The organism is Streptomyces sp. CB02056 (genome assembly GCF_001905545.1).
Taxonomy (GTDB): domain Bacteria; phylum Actinomycetota; class Actinomycetes; order Streptomycetales; family Streptomycetaceae; genus Kitasatospora.
The window spans coordinates 23,883-44,210 of sequence record NZ_LIPD01000027.1; the positions used below are offsets into that span (position 1 = coordinate 23,883).

23 protein-coding genes are annotated in these 20,328 nt (G+C 74.3%); 13 read left to right on the forward strand and 10 right to left on the reverse strand.

Annotation, left to right across the window (positions count from 1 at the left end):
- Nucleotides 1-93: 93 nt before the first annotated feature.
- The 5 genes from AMK13_RS39985 to AMK13_RS40005 all read right to left on the reverse strand — a co-directional run bounded on the left by AMK13_RS39985 (nt 94) and on the right by AMK13_RS40005 (nt 5,760).
- Nucleotides 94-1,599 carry a HAMP domain-containing sensor histidine kinase gene (locus tag AMK13_RS39985; protein WP_241853236.1) on the reverse strand — a complete coding sequence of 502 codons (1,506 nt, stop codon included), beginning with the start codon at nt 1,597-1,599 and terminating at the stop codon, nt 94-96.
- Nucleotides 1,596-2,366, reverse strand: coding sequence for a response regulator transcription factor (locus AMK13_RS39990; RefSeq protein WP_074006426.1), 771 nt, complete (start codon nt 2,364-2,366; stop codon nt 1,596-1,598). Before AMK13_RS39990 ends, AMK13_RS39985 begins: the two co-directional genes overlap by 4 nt.
- Nucleotides 2,367-2,434: 68 nt before the next feature.
- Nucleotides 2,435-3,691, reverse strand: a complete 1,257-nt coding sequence (locus AMK13_RS39995; protein ID WP_079272946.1) for a S1C family serine protease — start codon at nt 3,689-3,691, stop codon at nt 2,435-2,437.
- A gap of 153 nt (nt 3,692-3,844) precedes the next feature.
- On the reverse strand, nt 3,845-4,903 hold the full coding sequence (locus tag AMK13_RS40000; RefSeq protein ID WP_049659714.1) for a LacI family DNA-binding transcriptional regulator: 1,059 nt from the start codon (nt 4,901-4,903) through the stop codon (nt 3,845-3,847).
- Between the two features lie 125 nt (nt 4,904-5,028).
- Complete coding sequence (locus tag AMK13_RS40005) at nt 5,029-5,760, reverse strand: response regulator transcription factor (protein WP_074006427.1); 732 nt, start codon at nt 5,758-5,760, stop codon at nt 5,029-5,031.
- Between the two features lie 741 nt (nt 5,761-6,501).
- Here AMK13_RS40005 and AMK13_RS40010 point away from each other — a divergent pair.
- From AMK13_RS40010 to AMK13_RS40035, 7 genes are all read left to right on the forward strand, one after another.
- Complete coding sequence (locus tag AMK13_RS40010; protein ID WP_049659718.1) at nt 6,502-6,795, forward strand: MoaD/ThiS family protein; 294 nt, start codon at nt 6,502-6,504, stop codon at nt 6,793-6,795.
- 5 nt (nt 6,796-6,800) lie between these two features.
- Entirely contained in the window at nt 6,801-8,258 is a 1,458-nt protein-coding gene (locus AMK13_RS40015) for a hypothetical protein (RefSeq protein WP_079272947.1), read from the forward strand.
- A gap of 189 nt (nt 8,259-8,447) precedes the next feature.
- On the forward strand, nt 8,448-9,182 hold the full coding sequence (locus tag AMK13_RS40020) for an LmeA family phospholipid-binding protein (protein WP_049656250.1): 735 nt from the start codon (nt 8,448-8,450) through the stop codon (nt 9,180-9,182).
- Nucleotides 9,183-9,452: 270 nt separating this feature from the next.
- A complete protein-coding gene (locus AMK13_RS46515; RefSeq protein ID WP_350517234.1) occupies nt 9,453-9,533 on the forward strand; it encodes an Ms5788A family Cys-rich leader peptide in 81 nt (26 codons plus the stop codon).
- Between the two features lie 233 nt (nt 9,534-9,766).
- The gene (locus AMK13_RS40025; protein ID WP_049656251.1) at nt 9,767-10,603 is read left to right on the forward strand and encodes a sulfurtransferase; all 837 of its coding nucleotides are present in this window, start codon (nt 9,767-9,769) and stop codon (nt 10,601-10,603) included.
- 37 nt (nt 10,604-10,640) lie between these two features.
- Complete coding sequence (locus tag AMK13_RS40030; protein WP_030059605.1) at nt 10,641-10,931, forward strand: DUF1416 domain-containing protein; 291 nt, start codon at nt 10,641-10,643, stop codon at nt 10,929-10,931.
- A gap of 75 nt (nt 10,932-11,006) precedes the next feature.
- Nucleotides 11,007-11,279 (forward strand): DUF3099 domain-containing protein, encoded by a 273-nt coding sequence (locus tag AMK13_RS40035; protein WP_074006428.1) that lies wholly within the window; start codon nt 11,007-11,009, stop codon nt 11,277-11,279.
- Nucleotides 11,280-11,299: 20 nt separating this feature from the next.
- On the opposite strand, the gene AMK13_RS40040 is transcribed toward AMK13_RS40035, so the two are convergent.
- A complete protein-coding gene (locus tag AMK13_RS40040) occupies nt 11,300-11,662 on the reverse strand; it encodes a DsrE family protein (RefSeq protein ID WP_049656255.1) in 363 nt (120 codons plus the stop codon).
- A 348-nt stretch (nt 11,663-12,010) separates the two neighbouring features.
- On the opposite strand from AMK13_RS40040, the gene AMK13_RS40045 reads away from it, so the two are divergent.
- The 3 genes from AMK13_RS40045 (at nt 12,011) to ygfZ (ending at nt 14,145) form a co-directional block, all read left to right on the forward strand.
- Nucleotides 12,011-12,595, forward strand: a complete 585-nt coding sequence (locus AMK13_RS40045; RefSeq protein WP_049656257.1) for an FABP family protein — start codon at nt 12,011-12,013, stop codon at nt 12,593-12,595.
- 103 nt (nt 12,596-12,698) lie between these two features.
- Nucleotides 12,699-13,163, forward strand: coding sequence for a Fur family transcriptional regulator (locus AMK13_RS40050; protein ID WP_049656259.1), 465 nt, complete (start codon nt 12,699-12,701; stop codon nt 13,161-13,163).
- Between the two features lie 19 nt (nt 13,164-13,182).
- Entirely contained in the window at nt 13,183-14,145 is a 963-nt protein-coding gene (gene ygfZ / locus AMK13_RS40055; RefSeq protein ID WP_049656263.1) for a CAF17-like 4Fe-4S cluster assembly/insertion protein YgfZ, read from the forward strand.
- A 66-nt stretch (nt 14,146-14,211) separates the two neighbouring features.
- On the opposite strand, the gene dtd is transcribed toward ygfZ, so the two are convergent.
- Nucleotides 14,212-14,652, reverse strand: a complete 441-nt coding sequence (dtd, locus tag AMK13_RS40060) for a D-aminoacyl-tRNA deacylase (RefSeq protein ID WP_049656260.1) — start codon at nt 14,650-14,652, stop codon at nt 14,212-14,214.
- Nucleotides 14,653-15,278: 626 nt separating this feature from the next.
- Here dtd and AMK13_RS40065 point away from each other — a divergent pair.
- The 3 genes from AMK13_RS40065 to AMK13_RS40075 all read left to right on the forward strand — a co-directional run bounded on the left by AMK13_RS40065 (nt 15,279) and on the right by AMK13_RS40075 (nt 17,245).
- Nucleotides 15,279-15,899 (forward strand): RsiG family protein, encoded by a 621-nt coding sequence (locus AMK13_RS40065; protein ID WP_234348561.1) that lies wholly within the window; start codon nt 15,279-15,281, stop codon nt 15,897-15,899.
- A gap of 75 nt (nt 15,900-15,974) precedes the next feature.
- Nucleotides 15,975-16,934 (forward strand): asparaginase, encoded by a 960-nt coding sequence (locus AMK13_RS40070; RefSeq protein WP_074006429.1) that lies wholly within the window; start codon nt 15,975-15,977, stop codon nt 16,932-16,934.
- 101 nt (nt 16,935-17,035) lie between these two features.
- On the forward strand, nt 17,036-17,245 hold the full coding sequence (locus AMK13_RS40075; protein WP_049661518.1) for a dodecin: 210 nt from the start codon (nt 17,036-17,038) through the stop codon (nt 17,243-17,245).
- Nucleotides 17,246-17,260: 15 nt separating this feature from the next.
- Here the strand turns inward: AMK13_RS40075 and AMK13_RS40080 are convergent, their stop codons facing one another.
- Genes AMK13_RS40080 through AMK13_RS40090 form a run of 3 tightly spaced genes read right to left on the reverse strand, consistent with a single transcriptional unit; the run spans nt 17,261 to nt 20,183 of the window.
- Nucleotides 17,261-18,070, reverse strand: a complete 810-nt coding sequence (locus AMK13_RS40080; RefSeq protein ID WP_241853238.1) for a heme ABC transporter ATP-binding protein — start codon at nt 18,068-18,070, stop codon at nt 17,261-17,263.
- Between the two features lie 2 nt (nt 18,071-18,072).
- Nucleotides 18,073-19,161 carry a FecCD family ABC transporter permease gene (locus AMK13_RS40085; RefSeq protein WP_074006430.1) on the reverse strand — a complete coding sequence of 363 codons (1,089 nt, stop codon included), beginning with the start codon at nt 19,159-19,161 and terminating at the stop codon, nt 18,073-18,075.
- Nucleotides 19,158-20,183, reverse strand: coding sequence for a heme/hemin ABC transporter substrate-binding protein (locus tag AMK13_RS40090; RefSeq protein ID WP_234348688.1), 1,026 nt, complete (start codon nt 20,181-20,183; stop codon nt 19,158-19,160). The genes AMK13_RS40085 and AMK13_RS40090 overlap by 4 nt, the downstream gene beginning before the upstream one ends.
- Between the last annotated feature and the right edge of the window lie 145 nt (nt 20,184-20,328).

Sequence of the window (20,328 nt, forward strand, 5' to 3'; positions counted from 1 at the left end):
GTGAGCCGGCTCCGGGGCGTGAGCCCTGGGACGGGGGCGGGTGGGGCGCTGTCGGGGCGCCCCACCCGCCCCTTTCGTCATTCCGTCATTCCGTCATTCCGGGGCGGGGCCGCCGGGCAGGCGGACGGTGGCCAGCGCGCCCGGACCGCCGTCCGCGGCCGGGCCGAGGGTGACCTCGCCACCCGCTTCCCGGACGCTCTGCGCGACGATCGACAGCCCGAGGCCGGAGCCGGGCAGCTGGCGCGAGGAGGGCGAGCGCCAGAACCGGTCGAAGACGTACTGGAGCTCGTCCGGCGGGATGCCGGGGCCGTGGTCGCGGACGGTCAGCACGCCCCGGTGCAGCCGGACGTCGATGGTGCCGCCGGGCGGGCTGTACTTGACCGCGTTGTCCAGCAGGTTGATCACCGCCCGTTCCAGCCCGGCCGCGTCGCCGTGCACGTACCAGGGCTCGGTGTCGGTCTCGAAGACCAGCCCCGGGCCGCGCAGCTTGGCCCGTTCGACGGCCCGTCCGGCGAGCTCGTGCAGGGCGACCACGGTGGGGGCCGGGCCGCTCTTCGGGGTGTCCGGGCGGGAGAGCTGGAGCAGGTCGCCGATCAGCACGGTGAGTTCCTGCATCTGCGCCTTCATGTTGCCGAGCAGCTTGGTCTTGGTGGCGGCGGGCAGCGGGCGGCCGGTGTCGTTGCTGCGGATCAGCAGGTCGACGTTGGTGCGCAGGGAGGTCAGCGGGGTGCGGAGCTCGTGCCCGGCGTCGGCTATCAGCCGGGTCTGCCGCTCGCGGGAGTTGGCGAGGGCGGTGCTCATCGAGTTGAAGGACGTGGAGAGGCGGGCGATCTCGTCGTGTCCGTTGACCGGGATGGTGGTGCCCACCTCCTCGGTCCGGGCGATGTGCTCGACGGCGTCGGTGAGCTGGTCGACGGGCTTGAGGGAGGAACGGGCGACCAGCCGGCCGGCGATGGCGGCGAGCAGGATGCCGCCGGCGGAGACGGAGCCGAGGAGGATGGCGAGGCCCTGGAGGGAGTCCTCGACGGGCTGGGTGGAGGTGGCCACCATCAGCAGGGCCGGGCGCGCTGGGAAATGGGTCAGTGAGATCCGGACGACCGCAGGCGTGCCATCGGTGAACCGGCCGTCGCGGATGATCGATTGGCCGTTCTTGAGGCTGAACCCTGCCGAGTCACTGGGCTTGAGCTCGATCGCCTTGGTCGCGTACGGGGGCAGGCAGACGCCCGTCGGGTTGGCCACGACGTACTGGGTGTCCCGGACGACCGCTGCGCTGTTCTCCGCAGCCGTGCCGCTCGGTTGGTTCTGCAGGGCCTGGTCCGGCGTCGCGTAGCACGGGAGGCCGAGTACCCCGCGAGGCGGCGGCGGCAGCGTCGCGTTGGCCAGGTCGGTCCGCACCTGGTCGTAGAGCTGCTTCTCCACGATGAACCAGCACGCCAGCGCCGACAGCGCGATCGCCACCGCCACCGCCGCCGCGCTCAGGAAGGTGAGGCGGCTGCGCAGCGAGCGGGAGCGGAACCAGTGGAGGAGGCGCTGTCGGCGGCGGGGTGTGCGGGGCGGTGCCAGCGGGGGTGCCAGCGGTGGGGGCGGGACGTGGTTCACGCGCTCGTGCCGGCGGCCGGGCGCAGGGCGTAGCCGACGCCGCGTACGGTCTGGATCAGGCGGGGCATGCCGCCCTGCTCGGTCTTGCGGCGCAGGTACATCACGTACACGTCGAGGGAGTTGGAGGAGGGCTCGAAGTCGAAGCCCCAGACCGCCTTGAGGATCTGTTCGCGGGTGAGGACCTGGCGGGGGTGGGCGAGGAACATCTCCAGCAGCATGAACTCGGTGCGGGTGAGCTCGATCGGCTTGCCGGCCCGGGTGACCTCGCGGGTGGCGGTGTTCATCCGCAGGTCGGCGAAGGCGAGCACCTCGCTCTCGTCCTCGACGGCGGCGCGGGCGGCGGCCTCGGCGGCGAGGGCGTTGCGGCGCAGCAGGGCGCGGACGCGGGCGAGCAGTTCGTCGAGCTCGAAGGGCTTGGCGAGGTAGTCGTCGGCGCCGACGTCGAGACCGGTGACGCGGTCGCCGACGGCGTCGCGGGCGGTCAGCATCAGCACCGGGACGGTGTCGCCGCGCGAGCGCATCCGGCGGACGGCGGTGAGGCCGTCCATCCGGGGCATCATGATGTCCAGCAGGACGAGGTCGGGCCGGTCGCGTTCGACGGATTCCAGGGCTTCGTAGCCGTCGGTGGCGGTGGCGACCTCGTACCCCTCGAAGGCGAGGCTGCTCTCCAGGGCGTCCCGGAGGGCGGGTTCGTCGTCGACCACGAGGAGCCGGGCGAAGGGGTGGCCGGCCTCGGCGGTGGTGCGGTCGTCGGCGGACGGGGTCATGGGCGGGTGCCCTTTCTCGTCGGGTGGAGGGCCTGCTGGGAGCAATTGTCCGTCTCAGGGAGCGGTGCTCACAGGTTCTGGCCGGCTTCGAGCTTCGGCAGGACCTGCTTGATGTCGTTGATCGGGATGGCGAAGCCGAGGCCGACGCTGCCGGCCGAGCCGCCGGAGGAGCCGGATCCGCCGGGCGCGTACATCGCCGAGTTGATGGCGATGACCTGGCCGTTGGCGTTGATGAGCGGGCCGCCGGAGTTGCCGGGGTTGAGCGCGGCGTCGGTCTGGAAGGCCTTGTAGGTGGTGGTGCTGCCGCTGTCGGACTGCGGGGCGGTGCCGCGCAGGCCGGGCACGCCGGGCAGGTAGGGGAGGCCGAAGCCGCCGTTGTTGCTGGTGCTGCCCTCGTCGAGCTGGACGGTGACGTCGCGGTTCTCGGCGCTGATGATGCCGGAGGTGACGGTGCCGGTGAGGCCGTCGGGGTTGCCGATGGCGACGACCGGGTCGCCGATGGCCACGGTGGAGGAGTCGCCGAGGACGGCGGGGGTGAGGTTCTTCGCGCCGGTGGCGGTGATCACGGCGACGTCGAGGGCCTTGTCGGTGCCGGTGACGGTGGCCTGGGCGGTGGAGCCGTCCTTGAAGGTGACGGTGATCCGGCCGCCGGCGGACGCGGTGTCGATCACGTGGTAGTTGGTGAGGATCTGTCCGTCGGTGTTCAGGACGACGCCGGTGCCGGTGGCGGTGCCGTTGCCGGTCTTGACGGTGATCTCGACGGTGCTGGGCGAGACGGCGGCGGCGACGGCGGCCACGTCGGCGGTGCCGTCGGAGCGGGCGGAGACCGGGCTGGCGATGGTGCCGACGCGGTTCTCGGAGCCCTGGTGGTCGGCGGCGACCAGGCCGCCGGTGACCCCGCCGAGGACGGCCGCGACCGCGGCGACGGCGGTGACCAGGGCGAGCCGGCCGCGCAGCAGTCCGCGCCGGGCCCGGCCGCCGTGGTGGCCGGGGCCCTCGGGGGAGCCCGGCCCGAGGATCGTGGGCGGCTCGGGCGGGATCGGCGGGGGCGGCGGCGGGGCGTCGAAGCCGCCGTCGGAGTGGTCCTCGCGGTAGCTGTACCCGGGCCCGTACCCGTCCGCGCCGGTGGTGCCGGAGCCGCCGGCGGCCGGGCCGCTGCCGAGCACGGTGCCCTCGATCACCCGGGGCTCCTGGGCCTCGTACTGCCCGGGGGCCTGGTACTGGCCGTGCTGCCCGTACCGGCCGTGGGCCTGGTAGGGGTCGTACTGCTCGTGGGGCTCGTACGGGCCGTACTGCTCGCTGGGGTGCTGCTGCTTCTCGCTCATGTCGACCAAGCTCGGCCCGGTGCATGAGGAGTGGATGAGAACCGGCTCAGAACGGGGAGAGAAGCCCGTTGGGTTCTCATAAAGCCTGGTCAGCCCGCCTGCCGAGCGGAACCGGCCGCTCCGGTACGGGCCCGCCGCTCCGGTCCGGGCCGGCTACTCCGCTACGGACCGGCCGGGGGCGTCGCCGCCGCAGCCGCAGGAACGGCGGATGACCAGCCGGGACGGGAAGGTGCGGACCCGCTCGGTGTCCGAGCCGGGCACCATCAGCGAGTCGTCCAGCACTAGGTCCACGGCGGCCCGGGCCATCGCGTCGCGGTCGGAGGCGACGGTGGTCAGCGGCGGGTCGGCGAGCGCGGCCTCCGGCACGTCGTCGAAGCCGGCCACCGCGAGGTCCTCCGGGACCCGCAGGCCGACCTCGCGGGCGGCCCGCAGCACGCCGATCGCCTGGTCGTCGGTGGAGCAGAAGATCGCCCGCGGCCGGTCCGGCGAGCGGAGCACGCCGAGCGCGACGTCGTAGGCGCCGTAGCGGTGGAAGGGCGCGTCGATCAGGTGCGGCTCGGTGGGGACGCCGTGCGCGTCCATGGCGCGCTGCCAGCCCTCGACGTGGTCGATGACCGGGTCGCCGGGGGCGGGGGACTCGACCGGGCCGCCGAAGCAGGCCACGTACGGGTGCCCGTGCACCTCCAGCAGGTGGCGCACGATCGCCTCGGCGCCCGCCACGTCGTCGGTGACCACCGCGACGTCGTCGATGGCCTCGGGCCGGCGGTGCAGCAGCACGACCTTGGCGCCCTCCATCGCGGCGAACTCCTCGGCGGCGCGCTGCGAGGGGCCCTGGCTGACCAGGATCAGGCCGGAGACGCGCATCCCGAGGAAGGCGCGGACGTAGTGCACCTCGCGGTCGTCCACGTAGTCGGAGTTGCCGATCAGCACGAGCTTGCCGCGCTCGGAGGCGGCCCGTTCCACGGCGTGCGCCATCTCGGCGAAGAAGGGCTGGCGGGCGTCCGGGACGACCATGCCGATCAGGTTGGTGCGCCGGGAGGCCATCGCCTGGGCGACGCTGTTCGGCCGGTAGCCGAGCTGGTCGATCGCCGCGAGGACCTTCTCCCGGGTCGCGGGTGCGACCGGGCGCGGACCGTTGTTGATGACGTAGCTGACGACCGCGGTCGAGGTACCAGCCAGCCGGGCTACATCGTCGCGCGTCACTTTGGCCACGGGGGGAGTCTACGCGTGTGGCCTCCGGGGCGGCAGGGGGAGCTGGGGCCTTGTTCGGCAGGCCGGCGGGCGGCTCCGGGAGGAACCGGACAAGCCGGGCGGGGGACGGCCCGCCCGGCCGGTCCTCAGGCGTCCAGGGGGGTGGCGGGGCGCTGGGCGAGCTCCGGCCGCTCGCCCTTCTCGGGCTTCTCCGGGACGACGAAGCGGTAGCCGACGTTGCGCACCGTGCCGATCAGCTGCTCGTGCTCCACGCCGAGCTTGGCGCGCAGCCGCCGGACGTGCACGTCCACCGTCCGGGTGCCGCCGAAGTAGTCGTAGCCCCAGACCTCCTGCAGCAGCTGCGCCCGGGTGAAGACCCGGCCGGGGTGCTGCGCGAGGTACTTGATCAGCTCGAACTCCTTGAAGGTGAGGTCGAGCGCCCGGCCCTTGAGCTTGGCGGAGTAGGTCGCCTCGTCGACCGAGAGGTCGCCGTTGCGGATCTCCATCGGGCTGTCGTCGGTGACGACCTGGAGGCGGCCGAGCGCGAGCCGCAGCCGGGCCTCGACCTCGGCCGGGCCCGCGGTGTCCAGCAGGACGTCGTCGATGCCCCACTCGGCGGTGACGGCGGCCAGGCCGCCCTCGGTGACCACCAGGATCAGCGGGCAGCCGATGCCGGTGGACCGCAGCAGCTGGCAGAGGCTGCGGATCTGCGGCAGGTCACGCCGGCCGTCGACCAGGATGACGTCCGCGCTGGGCGTGTCCACCAGGGCCGAGCCCTCGGCGGGGGCCACCCGGACGTTGTGCAGCAGCAGTCCGAGGGCGGGCAGCACTTCGGCGGACGGTTGCAGCGCATTGGTGAGGAGGAGGAGAGAACTCATACCCGGTGGTCCCCTTTCCGGGTCGTCGCGGTCGCGTGACGGCTGCCGCCACAGCCGGATGGCGCACGTGCTGAGGGGGAGGGGAGGACGACGGCCGGTCGCGGCGGACCGGGGGAGCGGACGGCGTGCGGGGCGCGACGGCGGGTCCGCCGGGGGTCCCGCAACCCCGGGCGCATCGTTTCTGCCCTGTTCCTCACCGCGAACCCTCCGGTCTGGTCCGGCGCCGGGTGGCGGCCCGGTGCCGGGTGGCGATGCCCCGGCCGGCCGGGGCACGTCGTTGTGCCGCGCCGGCCGGGAGGTCCCTGCTGCGCGCCGGGGGTGGGCCGACGAATCGCAAGAACGTCCGTACCGGCGTCCTGGAAGCACAAAAGGACCCGGGGGCGACTCTGCCCGGATCCCTCTTGGTGGTCGAGGATAGCCGACCGCCCCCTCCGCCGGGAGTGCCGGAATCCGGCGGTTCGCCCAATTCGGGCGTGCGCCGGGTGAGGCTGGACACAGCTTCGAGCGCCGGTCCGGCGCTGGTCCGGCGCCTCCGGGTGGCGGTCCGGTGCGAGGCCGGTGCGTACTCCGTGCCGGTCCGGCCAGGGCGATTGCCGCTCGTGGTGGCCGACACGCCATCATGGGGGGCGCACATCGGAGGCGCTGTTCGGGTCCATCGTTCGGGTGGTCGGGCGGCCGTCGCGGTGGCGAGCCGGACCGGGGTACCGGAGCCGGGCGAGGACGACGAGAAGGGGTGGCCCGATGGGCGCGACCACCGAGCCCGCGAGCGGCGCCCGGGTGCGCGGGACGATCCGCTACTGGGCGGCGGCGAAGTCCGAGGCCGGGCTGGCCGAGGAGCCGTACGAGGCGGCGACCCTGGCGGAGGCGCTGGCGGCGGCCAGGGCGCGGCACGCCGACCGGCCGAAGCTCGTCCAGCTGCTCGGGCACTGCTCGTACCTGGTCGACGGGGCCCAGGTGGGCGGCCGCGACCACGCGACCGTCGCCCTGACCGAGGGCGGGACGGTCGAGGTCCTCCCGCCGTTCGCGGGAGGCTGAGCGGCGTGACGGACATGAACAACCCGAACCACCCGAACCACGGCGGCCACGGCGAGTGGCCGCAGCAGCCCCACCAGCCGTACCCGCCGCAGGCCCACCAGCCGCAGCAGCCGTACCCGCAGCAGCAACAGCAGCCGTACGTCCCGCCGCAGCAGCCCGGCCACCAGTCGCCGTACGGCTACCCGGTGGACGACGCGGCGGCGACCGCGGTGCTGCCGGCGGTGCCCGCGTTCGACGACGCGGCCGCGACCACCCTGCTGCCGCCGGTGCCGGCGGTGAGCGACGCCGAGGCGACGGCGCTGCTGCCGCCGGTGGTGGTGTCCGGTCCGCTGTCGGGCGCGCCCCGGCCGCAGGGTCACCAGCCGCATCAGCCGCAGGGTCACCAGCCGCAGCAGGCCCACCAGCCGTACCAGCCGCCCCAGGCCCAGCAGGCCCAGCAGGTCCCGCAGGCCCAGCAGGTCCCGCAGCCGCAGCAGGCTCCGCAGCCGCGGCAGCGGCGGCGGCCGCCGGAGCAGCCGGTGCAGCCCCAGCCGGATCCGACGATCCAGCTGCAGCTCCCCCGGCCGCCGGGGCCGCGGGCCCGGCACGCGGCCCCGGCGCCGCAGCAGGCCCCCGCGCAGCAGGCGGCGGAGGCCTTCGACCCGCCGACCATGACGCTCAAGCGCCCGGTGGCCCCCGGCCCGCTGGGCGCCCCCGCCGCGCCGCCGTACGGGGCCGTCCCGCCGCAGGCGGTGCCGCCCGCCGGTCCGCGCGGCCGGACCGGTTCGCCGATCATCGACCCGGGCCTGCAGCCGGCCCTGATCACCGCCGCCGTGGCCGTGCTGCTGGCCGGCGGTGCCGCGCTCGGGCAGGTCGCGCTGGCCCTGGTGGTCGCGCCGCTCCAGCTGCTGACGGCGGCCGGCTGGTTCCGGCTGAACGGCATGTGGCCGGCCCGGCAGGGCATCCTGCTCGCCGCGCTGGCGGGCCTGACGGCGGACGTGGCGGTGCTGCTGGCGGACTCCGACGGCGGCGTGGCGGCCGTGGTGGGCACCCTGGGCGGGTTCTTCCTGCTCGTCCTGGTGTTGCAGACGTTCCGCCCGTCGGACCCGAAGGAGCGGTTCTACGCGCTGACCGTGCTCGGCTCGGCCACCGTGGTGACGGTGCTGTGCACCGCGCTGCTGCTGGCCGACTGGGTGCCGGCCGCGGTGGGCGCGGTGGCGCTGGCCACCCTGCTGGCCGCGGCGCCGCTGCCCGGGCCGAAGCAGCTGGGCCCGGTGCTGGGCCTGGCCGCGGCGGTGCTGCTGGGCCTGCTGGTCGGGGCCCCGTTGGCGCTCGGTGCGCTGGCCGGGCTGGGTGCGCTGGTCGGCCGTCGGGTCGCGGCGTACGACTTCCCGTCCCGCTTCGTGCACATGACGGCGGGCGTGGCGCTGCCGCTGGCGGTGGCCGCGCCGCTGGCCTGGATCGCCACGGAGCTGCTGGCCTGAGCCACCCGTACCCACCCGTCCAGGCCTGTTCAGGTCGAATTCCCGCCCCGGAACCATGTTCCGGGGCGGGACGTCGTACGGTCGTGCGAGGGCGGACGTGTCCTGCGTCCGCCACGGAACGGTGAACGACCCACTGCGAACGACCACAGCGACGAACGACCACAGCGACCGGCGACGACGGGGGACACGATGCGCGGATGGCTGAAGGCCACGATCGGCCTGGCGGTGCTCTCCGGCCTGCTGCTGGGTGCGGACCGGATCGCGGTGGGCGTGGCCGAGGACGAGGCCGCCGACCGGATCGTGAAGAGCGGCCGGATGAGCCAGCGCCCGGACGTCTCGATCGAGGGCTTCCCGTTCCTCACCCAGGTGCTGTCGATGAAGCTGGACGACGTCCGGATCTCCTCCGACGGCCTGGCCGTCGGCGACGGCAGCCACCAGGTGGCGCTGCACTCGTTCAAGGCGCGGCTCGCCGGGGTCAAGGTCAGCGACAGCATGAGCAGTGCCACGGTGGACAGCGGCACCGGCAGCGGGGTGATCTCCTACCCGGACCTCGCGCAGCTGCTGCCGCCCGCCTCCCAGCTGCTGCACGGCGCCAAGCTGCCGGTGGGCGGCAACTCCCGGCTGAGCCTGGCCTACGCCGGTCCGGGCAAGGTCAAGGCCTCGCTGGGTCCGATCGAGATCGGCGAGGGCAGCGTGCGCAACAAGGGGAACACCGTCACGGTGGACGGCTTCCGGCTGAGCTCGCTGGCGGGGCTGGTGGCCGGTGCCACCAACCAGCAGCTGGAGCCGATGAGCTTCACCCTGGACTCGCTGCCGGCCGGGCTGAAGCTGGCCGACAAGGAGGGCGGGGGCGGCGGTGTGACGCCGCTGCCGGAGGGCCTCCAGCTGACCTTCGACGGCAAGGACGTCAAGCTCCTGGGCTGATCCAGGCCCGTCCCCGGCCCGTCCCCGGCCCGTCCCCGGCCCGGTCCCAAGGCCCGCCCACGGCTGTGCCGAATCGTTCCGCTCCGCGAGACGCGCTGTCCAGCGTGGGCCGTGGAGCGGTGTCGTTCGCGCCCCGCGCACGCCCTCCGGGGGCCGCCGGCCGGGCCCGGACAGGCCGGACCGGGGGTAAATCCCATCATCCGGTCGTTCTGATCCCACTATTCGATACGCTGATGACAGCGGGCCTCCGGTGTCCCTAGCATCGTCGGCATGAAGCGACAGACGGACCTCACGAAGCGGCGGGCGGTAGACCTGTGCCGCGTGGCCGCCTGTCTGTGTCGAATGCGCTGATTCGGCGCCCCCGGCAGGGCAGTTGACGCCCGCCGCCGATCTTTCCGGCGACCGCGCCCGGCCCCCCGGGCCGGCGGTCGCCGAGGTACTCCGCAGTCTCCTGCCCGGCCGCACCGGCCCACCCCCTCGTCCCGCTATTCGGACAGGGTTTCGGACCGCACCCTCCCGGGCACCCTGCAGCACCCTCCTGAGCAGCACCTTCCGCACAACCGCCCTCGGATGGAGAACCCACCATGAGCCGCAGCGACGTCCTGGTCGACGCCGACTGGGTCCAGGCCCACCTGGACGACCCGAAGGTCGTCATCGTCGAGGTCGACGAGGACACCTCCGCGTACGAGAAGAACCACATCCGCAACGCCGTCCGGATCGACTGGAAGCAGGACCTCCAGGACCCGGTCCGCCGCGACTTCATCGACCAGGCCGGCTTCGAGGCCCTGCTGAGCGCCAAGGGCATCGCCAACGACCAGACCGTCGTGCTGTACGGCGGCAACAACAACTGGTTCGCCTCGTACGCCTACTGGTACTTCAAGCTGTACGGCCACGGCGACGTCCGCCTGCTGGACGGCGGCCGCAAGAAGTGGGAGCTGGACTCCCGCGACCTGGTCGCCGAGGTGCCGGCCCGCCCGGCCACCGAGTACACGGCGCAGGCAGCCGACGCCTCGATCCGCGCCTTCCGCGACGACGTGATCGCCGCCATCGGCACCCTGAACCTGGTCGACGTCCGCTCGCCCGACGAGTTCTCCGGCAAGCTGCTCGCCCCGGCGCACCTCCCGCAGGAGCAGTCGCAGCGCCCCGGCCACGTGCCGAGCGCCCGCAACATCCCGTGGGCCAAGAACGCCAACGACGACGGCACCTTCAAGAGCGACGACGAGCTCAAGGCGCTGTACGAGGCCGAGGGCATCGACCTGGCGAAGGACACCATCGCCTACTGCCGCATCGGCGAGCGCTCCGCGCTCACCTGGTTCGTGCTGCACGAGCTGCTCGGCCAGGAGAACGTCAAGAACTACGACGGCTCGTGGACCGAGTACGGCAGCCTGGTCGGCGTGCCGATCGAGCTCGGCAGCAACTGAGCCCCCGGCTCGACCCGTAAGTCAGAAGGAGACAGACATGTGCGGTGCGAAGGCCGGCGGCCCGGACCTGGCAGGAGTTGACGTGGCGAACGAGACGATCATCCAGGGTTCGGTGACCCGCGACGGAGAGCCGGTCAACGGCTACGTGCGGCTGCTGGACGAGGGCGGCGAGTTCACGGCCGAGGTGCCCACCTCGGCGACCGGCCAGTTCCGGTTCTTCGCCCGCCCGGGCAAGTGGACCCTGCGCGCGCTGGTGCCGGGCCAGACCGTGGACCGTCAGGTGGTGGCCTCCCAGGGCACCGCCGTCGAGGTCGCGATCGCGGTCTGACCGGAGCCGGGACGATCCCGGACCAGACTCCGAGGGCCCCTGCCGAGCAGGGGCCCTCGGTCGTACCGTGGAGGGGTGCAGGCAAGGCGGCGGCGTCGCTACTACTTCGCCATGATGGGCGTGTGCCTGGGCCTGTTCGTCATGGCCTGGGGCGTGGTGCGGTTCTTCTCGGTCGGCGCGGCGATCGGCATGTGCGTGGTCGCGATGGTCATCCCGCCGGCCGCCGCGGTGTTCGCCAACAAGCGCGACCCGGACGACGACTGGTGGAACGACCCGCGCTGGGACGACCCGAAGTGGGACGAGCCCGGCCACGACCGGGACCGCCCCGACCACGAGGAGCACCCGTAGGCGTCGACGCGCGAGGCGCCTCAGTACACGAGCGCCTGGACGTTGTCCGACATGATCTCGCTGACGAAGACCTGGGCGCCCGCGATGCGGACACCCTCGACGGTGTCCTGCTGCGTGATCCCGCGCCGGGCCGCGCACTGGGTGCACAGCGTCACCGAGCCGGCCGCCAGGATCGACTCCAGCAGGTCCGGCAGCGGCGCCGCGTGCGGCAGTTCGAACTCCGCGGCCCGGCCCGGCAGCGCGAACCAGGAGGACTCCCCGGTCAGCCAGAGCGAGACCTCGATCCCGCTGGCGACGGCCACCGCCGCCACCGTGAACGCCTGCGAGCACCGCTCCGGCGCGTCCGCCCCTGCGGTGACCTTGATGACCAGTTTCTTCGCCATGGCGCCACCTTAGAGGTGCCGGCGCCCCCGCCGTCCGGCATCCCCGGAAGCCTTGGGCAAAGCTTGAGCAGCCGCGGGAGGACGGCGCGAACGGCGACGTGGTGGGGCTCACCGCGACCCTCCGGAACCCGGCGGATAGAGTGAGCCGAGCACAATCCACCACACTGTCGCCGCCTGGGAGCCACCCGTGTCCGGTCTGGAAATCTTCTTCGACGGTCTGCTGGCCCTCATGGCCGTGCTGATCACCTGGTTCGCCATCTTCTCGGTGATGAAGCTGTACCAGGGCCAGCGCTGAGACTGCCGTACGGTTGAGGCAGTCCCACACCGACGAGAACAGCGACCAGGAACATGATCGAGATCCCTTCTGACCTCCACAGGGACGTCGTCCCGCTCGCCTTCCTCCTCGGCACCTGGGAGGGCGCGGGCGTCTACGACTTCCCGGGCGCGGAGAAGTGCAACTTCGGCCAGGAGATCGTGATCCGCCACGACGGCCGCCCCTTCCTGGAGTTCCGCTCCCGGACCTGGGTGCTGGACAGCGAGGGCGAGAAGGTCCGTCCGCTGGAGAACGAGCACGCGTTCTGGCGCATCACCAGCAACCACGACGGCACCAGCGGTGTCCGGGGGATCGAGATCTCCTCCGTCCGCGACGACGGCACGGTCGAGATCTGGTACGGCGAGCTGGCCGACGGCAAGCCCCAGGTCGACGTCTCCACCGACGCGGTCGCCCGGATCGAGGGCTCCCCGGAGTACTCGGGCGGCAAGCGGCTGTACGGCTTCGTCAACGGCGAGCTGCTCTGGGTCGGCGAGAAGGCCGCCCCGAGCGTGCCGCTGCGCCCGTACATGTCCGCCCAGCTGAAGAAGGTGCTCAGCCCGGCCCAGCTGATCAAGGACATCAACGACCTGCCGGACGACGGCATCGCCTTCTTCAAGTAGGCCGATCGCGCGACCGGCACTTCCGTGCACGAGGTAGGGACCGGCCCCCGGCCGGTCCCTACACTTGCTCCAGGACCCCCGACCATTGGCAGGGACGAGTACCGTGGCGGACACCGGCACCACCGACTGGCAGCTCTCCGGCGACTGGAAGGCCGACCTGCGCGAACGCGGGTACCGGCTCACCCCGCAGCGGCAGCTCGTGCTGGAGGCCGTCGACGAGCTCGACCACGCCACCCCCGACGACATCCTCTGCCACGTCCGCCGGACCGCCAGCGGTGTCAACATCTCCACCGTCTACCGGACCCTGGAGCTGCTGGAGGAGCTGGGCCTGGTCTCGCACGCCCACCTCGGCCACGGCGCCCCGACCTACCACCTGGCCGGCCGCCACCACCACCTGCACCTGGTCTGCCGGGACTGCGACAAGGTCACCGAGACCGGCACCGAGATCGCCCAGCCGCTGATCGACAGCCTGCGCGAGCGGCACGGCTTCGACACCGACCTCAAGCACTTCGCCATCTTCGGCCGCTGCGCCGACTGCACCGCCAAGCTCGTCGGGGACCAGCCGTAAGCTGGCCGGTATGACCGGTGTGAAGAGCCCGCTGCTTTCCCTGCCCGGAGCCGTCCCCGCCGAGGGGGCCGACGAGGGCGTCGCCGCCCACTACGGCGACATCTTCCGCGAGCAACGCAGGCTGTCGCAGGGCGTCGGCTTCGTCGACCTCTCGCACCGCGGCGTGGTCACCGTGACCGGCGCGGACCGGCTCTCCTGGCTGCACCTGCTGCTCACCCAGCACGTCAGCGAGCTGCCGCCGCAGCAGGCCGCCGAGGCGCTGGTGCTCTCCCCGAACGGGCACGTCGAGCACGCGCTCTACCTGGTGGACGACGGCACCACCACCTGGGCGCACGTCGAGCCGGGCACCCAGGAGGCGCTGGTCGCCTACCTGGAGGGCATGAAGTTCTTCTACCGGGTGGAGGTCGCCGACGCGACCGCCGAGTACGCCGTGGTGCACCTGCCGGCCGGCTCCACCGCCGCCGTCGAGGGCGCCGCCGCCGTCCGCGAACTCCCGTACGGGCGCGACCTGTTCGTGCCGCGCGCCGAGCTGGAGCGGCTCACCGCCGGGTACGGTCCGGCGGCCGGGGTCTGGGCGTACGAGGCGCTGCGGATCGAGGGCCACCGGCCCCGGCTGGGCTTCGAGACCGACCACCGGACCATCCCGCACGAGGTGGACTGGCTGCGCACCGCCGTCCACCTGCAGAAGGGCTGCTACCGCGGCCAGGAGACCGTCGCCCGGGTGCACAACCTGGGCCGCCCGCCGCGCCGGCTGGTCTTCCTGCACCTGGACGGCACCGAGGAGACGCTGCCCCCGCACGGCACCGAGGTGCGGCTGGCCACCGACCCGGACGGGCGGGCGCTGGGCTTCGTGACCTCCTCGGCCCGGCACCACGAGCTGGGGCCGATCGCGCTGGCGATCGTCAAGCGGAACGTCCCGGTGGACGCCGTGCTGCTGGCCGGCACGGTGCCGGGCACCCAGGACGTGATCGTCCCGCAGTAGGGCCGTCCAGGGCCGCGCCGGGGCCGCTCGGCGCCCCGGCCGGGCCCGGTGGGGCCCCCGGCGGGGTCAGACCTCGACGAGGACGGTGAACGGGCCGTCGTTCACCAGCGCCACCCGCATGTCGGCGCCGAACCGGCCCGTCTCCACCTTGGCGCCCAGCGCGCGCAGCTGCGCCACCACCTCGTCCACCAGCGGCTCGGCGACCGGGCCGGGGGCGGCGGCGTTCCAGGTGGGGCGGCGGCCCTTGCGGGCATCGCCGTAGAGCGTGAACTGGCTGATCACCAGCAGCGGGGCGCCGAGGTCCGAGCAGCTCTGCTCGACGCCCTCGTCGTTCGCGGGCAGCAGCCGCAGCGTCCAGAGCTTGCGGGCCAGTTGGGCGGCCTTGGCGGGGGTGTCGTCGTGGGTGGCGCCGACCAGGACGCAGAGCCCGGGCCCCTCGATCGCGCCGACGGTCTCACCGGCCACGGTCACCCGGGCCTCGGTCACTCGCTGCACCACTGCTCGCATGCCGCCATTGTGCCGGAGCGCCGTACGGCCCCCGGAGGAGCCCCGGGTGCTTTCCGCGCGGCCCGCGCCCGGCGCGTCCGCCGCCGCTCCGCGCCCGCGCATCCGCCGTGCCCCCGGCTCAGCGCCGCACCCTTCCCGGCCGTTCCGCCCGGCCGCCCCTCCGGTCGGCCCCGTCCCTCCGCCCCGGCGGCCTCCCCAGGGCGCACACCAGGGGCGCGCGCGAAGGCCGTGCACGCCCTGGGGTGCGCGCCTGCGCGGAATCGGGCGCCACTCTTCCTGGGGAAAGGGCTGGTCATATCAGCCACCCCCGTTCGCCAGGGGGCCGTTCGGGTGCACGGGCGGTGCGCGTGCGCCGGGTGGGGTGGCACGCTGGTGGACCGTACGAGGGGTCCGGGGCGCCAGGAGGTCCGCCGCGCCGGACCCGGGTTCGGCCGGGCGGTCGAGCCGGTAGGTCAGGCGTCTGGCGGTGCCGCCCCGGTGGGCGTCACGGCCGGGGACCGGAGCCTCCGGGGGTTCCCGGCGGGCCGGTGGACGGGACGCGCGGCCCGTCGGGGGACGGGTCGGACCGGCGGCAGCGACGGGGTGCCGCGAGCGGGCGGGATCGGACGACGTCAGGTGGTTGGGTGATGGACGCGAGCAGCGTGGCGCGGGACCGGTCCGGGTCGGTGGTGCGGGCCCCCGGGGGCCCGGACGGTCCGGCGGCGGGCGCGGAGGACGAGCCCGACCTGGAGGGGCTGGGCCTGGAGCAGCTGCGGGTGCTGCGCCGGGAGACCCTGGAGCAGGAGGCCGACCTGTCCTACCTGCGGCGGCTGCTGCACGGGCGGATGGACATCCTGCGCGCCGAACTCGACCGGCGGCCCGGCACGGGCCCGGTCCGTACGGCCGACCCGTCCGGCCCCGACCCGGCCCCCGGCGACCTGCTGGACCGGCTGCCGGCCATCCTGACCGACGCGCCCTCCACCGTGCGGCGCTCGGCCCGGCACGTCACCCTCGGGCCGCCGCGCACCCGGGAGTCCCGGCTGGAGGCGGACGCGCTGATGGGCGACGTCCAGCTCGCCGACCTGGCGGCGCACCCGGCCGAGGAGCTGCTGGCCGCCCTGGAGCGGCTGCGGGCGTACGAGCGGGAGGTGTCCGGACGGCGCCAGCGGCTGCTGCGCACGGCCGACGGTTGCAACGCCGAGATCACCCGCAGGTACCGTGATGGGGAAGCACGGGTCGACGACCTGCTCGCACGGGGGCCGCTCTGACCGGGTGGGTCGCCGTGGGCGGGTGAGGCCCGGCTCGCTCCCGGCCCACCCTCGCCCCGGAAGGCTCACACCGCCATGTCCCTGCCCGCCCCCGCGCCCGTTCTCGCCGAGGTCATACGCTCCGGCTTCGTCGAGGGCCGCCACCGCGGCTCCCTGGTGCTGCTCGCGGCCGACGGCTCGGTCGAGTTCGCGCTCGGCGACCCGGACGCCCCGGTCTTCCCGCGGTCGACCGCCAAGCCGTTCCAGGCGGTGGCCACGCTGCGGGCCGGGCTGGCGATCGAGGGCGAGCTGCTGGCGCTGGCGGCCTCCAGCCACTCCGCGGAATCGTTTCACCTCGATGGCGTGCGGAGCATCCTCGGCTCCGCCGGGCTCGACGAGTCGGCCCTGCGCACCCCGGCCGACCTGCCGCTGGACGAGACCGAGGCGGAGCTGCTGCTCGCCGCCGGCGGCGGGCGCGCCCCGATCCTGATGGACTGCTCCGGCAAGCACGCCGGCTGGCTGGCCGCCTGCACGGCCAACGGCTGGGACACCGAGAGCTACCTCGACCCGGCCCACCCGATCCAGCGGCTGGCCCGCGAGGCCCTGGAGGAGGCCACCGGCGAGACCGCCGCCCACGCCGGGGTGGACGGCTGCGGCGCGCCGCTGCTGGCCGTGTCGCTGACCGGCCTGGCCCGCGGCTACCGCGGCCTGCTGCTGGCCGCCGAGGGCAGCGGGCCGCGCCGCGTCGCCGACGCGATGCGCGCCCACCCCGAGTACGTGGCCGGCACCCGCCGGGCCGACACCTGGCTGATGCGGGCGGTGCCGGGCGCGCTGTCCAAGATGGGCGCCGAGGCCGTCCAGGTGGTCGCGCTGCCGGACGGCCGGGCGCTGGCCTTCAAGATCGAGGACGGCGCCGAGCGGGCCCGCGGCCCGGTGCTGGCGGCCGCGCTGCGCCGGCTCGGGGTGACCGGGGCGGACGGGACCGTCGAGCGGATCGGCGCGGCCCCGCTGCTCGGCGGCGGCGTGCCGGTCGGCGAGGTGCGGGCGGCGTTCTAGGCGGCCTCTCCGGAGGCGGGAGGCCGCCCGTCGGGGTGCGGGCGGACCCGGGTCGGTGCACGGTGGACCGGGGGCCGTCCGTACAGCTGAGGGAGTCCGCCATGACCGACCATGTGTACCGGGTGACCGAGATCGTCGGGTCCTCGGCCGAGAGCGTCGACGCCGCGATCCGCAACGGGGTGGAGCGGGCCTCCCGGACGCTGCGCAACCTCGACTGGTTCGAGGTCTCGCAGGTCCGGGGCCACCTGGAGGACGGCCGGATCAAGCACTACCAGGTGTGCATCAAGGTCGGCTTCCGGCTGGAGGACTGAGCGCCGGCGAAGCGCTCAGCGCTCCGGCAGCACCAGCGGCACCCCGGTGCGCGGGTGCGCCAGCACCTCGACGGGATGCCCGTACACCTCGCTGAGCATCGGCGCCCGCAGCACCTCGGCGACCGGCCCGTCCGCGACCGTCGCCCCGCCCGTCAGCAGGACCACCCGGTCCGCGTAGGCCGCCGCCAGGGACAGGTCGTGCAGCACCACGACCACCCCGTCCCCGGCCGCGGCCCGGGCCCGGGCGACCCGCAGCACCAGCTCCTGGTGGCGCAGGTCGAGGGCGGCGGTCGGCTCGTCCAGCAGGAGCAGCGGGGTGCGCTGGGCCAGCACCCGGGCCAGCGCCACCCGGGCCCGCTCGCCGCCGGACAGGGCGGTGAACGGGCGCCCGGCGAAGGCGGTGGACTCGGTGGCCGCCATCGCCTCGGCCACGGCCGCCGCGTCCTCGGCGGCCGCCGCGGTGCCCGCCCACGGCGCGCGGCCCATCCGGACCACCTCGTCGGCCGGGAACGGGAAGGACAGTGCGGCGGACTGCGGCAACAGGGCGCGGTGCAGGGCGAGTTCGGCGGCGCCGTAGTCGGCCGGCGGGCGGCCGCGCAGGGTGACCGACCCGCCGTCCGGCCGGACGTCGCCGGCCAGTACGGACAGCAGGGTGGACTTGCCGGCGCCGTTCGGCCCGAGCAGCGCGACCAGTTCGCCGGCCGCGACCCGGACGGCGGCGCCGTCCAGCAGCGGGCGCCCGCCGAGGCTCAGTCGGACGCCCTCGGCGGCGAGCAACTCGCTTCCGGGCTCCGGTCGTTCGGGGATCTCCCGGTGGCGTCGCAGTCTCACGCCCAGCCTCCCTGCCTGGTCCTGGTCCGGCGCAGCAGCCAGAAGAAGAACGGGCTGCCGATCAGTGCGGTGACCACCCCGAGCGGGATCTCGGCGGGCTCGGCGACGGTGCGGGAGGCGAGGTCGGCGGCCACCAGCACCAGCGCGCCGCCGAGTGCCGAGGCGGGCAGCAGGAAGCGGTGGCCGGGCCCGGCGAGCATCCGCAGCAGGTGCGGGACGACTAGGCCGACGAAGCCGACGATGCCGCTGACCGCCACGGCCGCCGCGGTGAGCAGGGCGACGACGGTGATCAGCGCCAGCCGCATCCGCTCGACGTCCACTCCGAGGTGGCGGGCCGGGCGCTCGCCGAGCGCCAGCAGGTCCAGCCTGCGGGCGTACAGCGGGGCGACGGCCAGGCCGGCCAGCGCGAACGGCAGGACGGCGAGCACCTTGCCCCAGGTGGCCTGGGAGAGCGAGCCGAGCTGCCAGAAGGTGACCTGGCTGATCGCGGCGGGGTCGGCGATGAACAGCAGGATGCCGATCAGCGCGCCGCAGAAGGCGTTCACGGCGACGCCGGTGAGGATCAGCGTGACCACCTCGGTGCGCCCGCCGGAGCGGGACATCGCGTACACCGCGACGACCGTCAGCAGGCCGCCGGCGAAGGCGAAGACGGGGGCCGTCCAACCGCCCAGGGTGTTCAGGCCGAGCACGATGCAGGCCACCGTGCCGACCGCGCTGCCGGAGGAGACCCCGATCACGGCGGGCTCGGCGAGCGGGTTGCCGAACACGCCCTGCATCAGTGCCCCGGCGCAGCCGAGCGAGCCGCCGACCAGCAGGGCGAGCACCACCCGGGGCAGCCGGACGTTCCACAGCACGGACTCGGGCACCCGGTCCAGGGCGTGGCCGCCGAGGCCGAGGCGGTGGGCGGTGGAGGCGAGGATGTCGCCGAGCGGGATGCGGTAGGCGCCGACGCCGGCCGCGAGGAGGGCGCAGAGGAGCAGGGTGGCGGCGAGTCCGGCGGTGAGCAGGGCGGTCCGGCCGGCGGTCGGTGCGGCGCTCTCCCCGGGGGCCTCGCGGGAGGTCTCCTCCCGTACGGCGGTGGTCACTTGGCGTCCGCCGGGTAGAGCTGGGCGGTGATCCCGCGCAGGACCTGCGGGGTGCGCGGGCCGTAGCTGAGCAGCTGGCCGTCCTCGATCGAGACGATCCGGCGGTCGAGCCCGGCCGGGGTCTGGGCGACGCCGGGCAGCTTGAGCAGGCCGTCCGTTCCGCCGACCGAGTCGAGCCCCTTGCTCATCACCAGGATCGCGTCGGGCGCGGCCTTGACCAGGGCCTCGCTGGTGAGCGGGACGAAGTCGTTGGTGAGGCCGGCCGCGGTGCCGGCGTCCTCGCCGCCGACCGCCTCGATCAGCGAGCCGGCGCCGGAGCCGGGGCCGCCGAGCAGGTAGACGGAGGCGCTGCCGCGCAGGTAGAGGAAGGCGACCCGGGGGTGCCGGCCGTCGGCCGGGACGGCGGCCATGGCCTGGTCGATCCGCTGCTCGGTGCGCTCCTTGAGCTGCCGTCCGGCGTCCGGGACGCCGAGTGCGGCGGCGACGGTGTCGATGCGCGGTCCGACGTCGGCCAGCCGCTTGGCGTCGTCCAGGACGATCAGCGGGACGCCGGCCGCCCGGATCTGCGCGATCGCCTCGGCCGGGCCGGTGGAGCGGTCGGCGAGGACGACGGTGGGGTGCAGTGAGAGCACGCCCTCGGCGGAGACGTCGTGGGCCTGGGTGATCACCGGCAGGGCGGCGGCCTGTTCGAAGGTGGTGGAGACGTCCCGGGCGACCACCTTGGGGCCGAGGCCGAGGCTGAACACCAGCTCGGCGAGGCTGCCGTTGAGCGGGATGACCCGTTCGGCGCTGGTGACGGTGACCTGGCGGCCGTCGGCGGAGGCGGTGGTGGCCGGGAGCCGGGGGACGGGCTCGCCGGGCAGCGGTTCGACGGCGTCGGGGGTGCGGGAGACGGCCGCCCCCGCTGCCCCGGCCGTTCCGCTCGCGGCGCCGCAGGCGGTGAGGGCGAGCAGCAGGCCGAGGGCGAGCAGCAGGAGGACGGGCCCGCGGGCCGCCCCGGATCGGATCGTAACGCTGCTCAACCTGGTTCCCTTCACCGGGAGTTGGTGCCTGTGGCGCCCCGCCGCCTGGGGAGGGGGCGGCGGGGCTCTTGACTCATATATTAGGTTAGCCTTACCTGGGTTCCGCAAGGGGGTGGTGCCCACCGGGCCCCCTTTGCGGCATCCC

Excerpts from the sequence above, each read along its gene's own strand:
- AMK13_RS39990 (WP_074006426.1), bottom strand. The coding sequence starts at position 2,366 with ATGACCCCGTCCGCCGACGACCGCACCACCGCCGAGGCCGGCCACCCC.
- AMK13_RS39995 (WP_079272946.1), bottom strand. The coding sequence starts at position 3,691 with ATGAGCGAGAAGCAGCAGCACCCCAGCGAGCAGTACGGCCCGTACGAG.
- AMK13_RS40005 (WP_074006427.1), bottom strand. The coding sequence starts at position 5,760 with ATGAGTTCTCTCCTCCTCCTCACCAATGCGCTGCAACCGTCCGCCGAA.
- AMK13_RS40010 (WP_049659718.1), top strand. The coding sequence starts at position 6,502 with ATGGGCGCGACCACCGAGCCCGCGAGCGGCGCCCGGGTGCGCGGGACG.
- AMK13_RS40020 (WP_049656250.1), top strand. The coding sequence starts at position 8,448 with ATGCGCGGATGGCTGAAGGCCACGATCGGCCTGGCGGTGCTCTCCGGC.
- AMK13_RS46515 (WP_350517234.1), top strand. The coding sequence starts at position 9,453 with ATGAAGCGACAGACGGACCTCACGAAGCGGCGGGCGGTAGACCTGTGC.
- AMK13_RS40025 (WP_049656251.1), top strand. The coding sequence starts at position 9,767 with ATGAGCCGCAGCGACGTCCTGGTCGACGCCGACTGGGTCCAGGCCCAC.
- AMK13_RS40030 (WP_030059605.1), top strand. The coding sequence starts at position 10,641 with ATGTGCGGTGCGAAGGCCGGCGGCCCGGACCTGGCAGGAGTTGACGTG.
- AMK13_RS40040 (WP_049656255.1), bottom strand. The coding sequence starts at position 11,662 with ATGGCGAAGAAACTGGTCATCAAGGTCACCGCAGGGGCGGACGCGCCG.
- AMK13_RS40045 (WP_049656257.1), top strand. The coding sequence starts at position 12,011 with ATGATCGAGATCCCTTCTGACCTCCACAGGGACGTCGTCCCGCTCGCC.
- dtd (WP_049656260.1), bottom strand. The coding sequence starts at position 14,652 with ATGCGAGCAGTGGTGCAGCGAGTGACCGAGGCCCGGGTGACCGTGGCC.
- AMK13_RS40065 (WP_234348561.1), top strand. The coding sequence starts at position 15,279 with ATGGACGCGAGCAGCGTGGCGCGGGACCGGTCCGGGTCGGTGGTGCGG.
- AMK13_RS40070 (WP_074006429.1), top strand. The coding sequence starts at position 15,975 with ATGTCCCTGCCCGCCCCCGCGCCCGTTCTCGCCGAGGTCATACGCTCC.
- AMK13_RS40075 (WP_049661518.1), top strand. The coding sequence starts at position 17,036 with ATGACCGACCATGTGTACCGGGTGACCGAGATCGTCGGGTCCTCGGCC.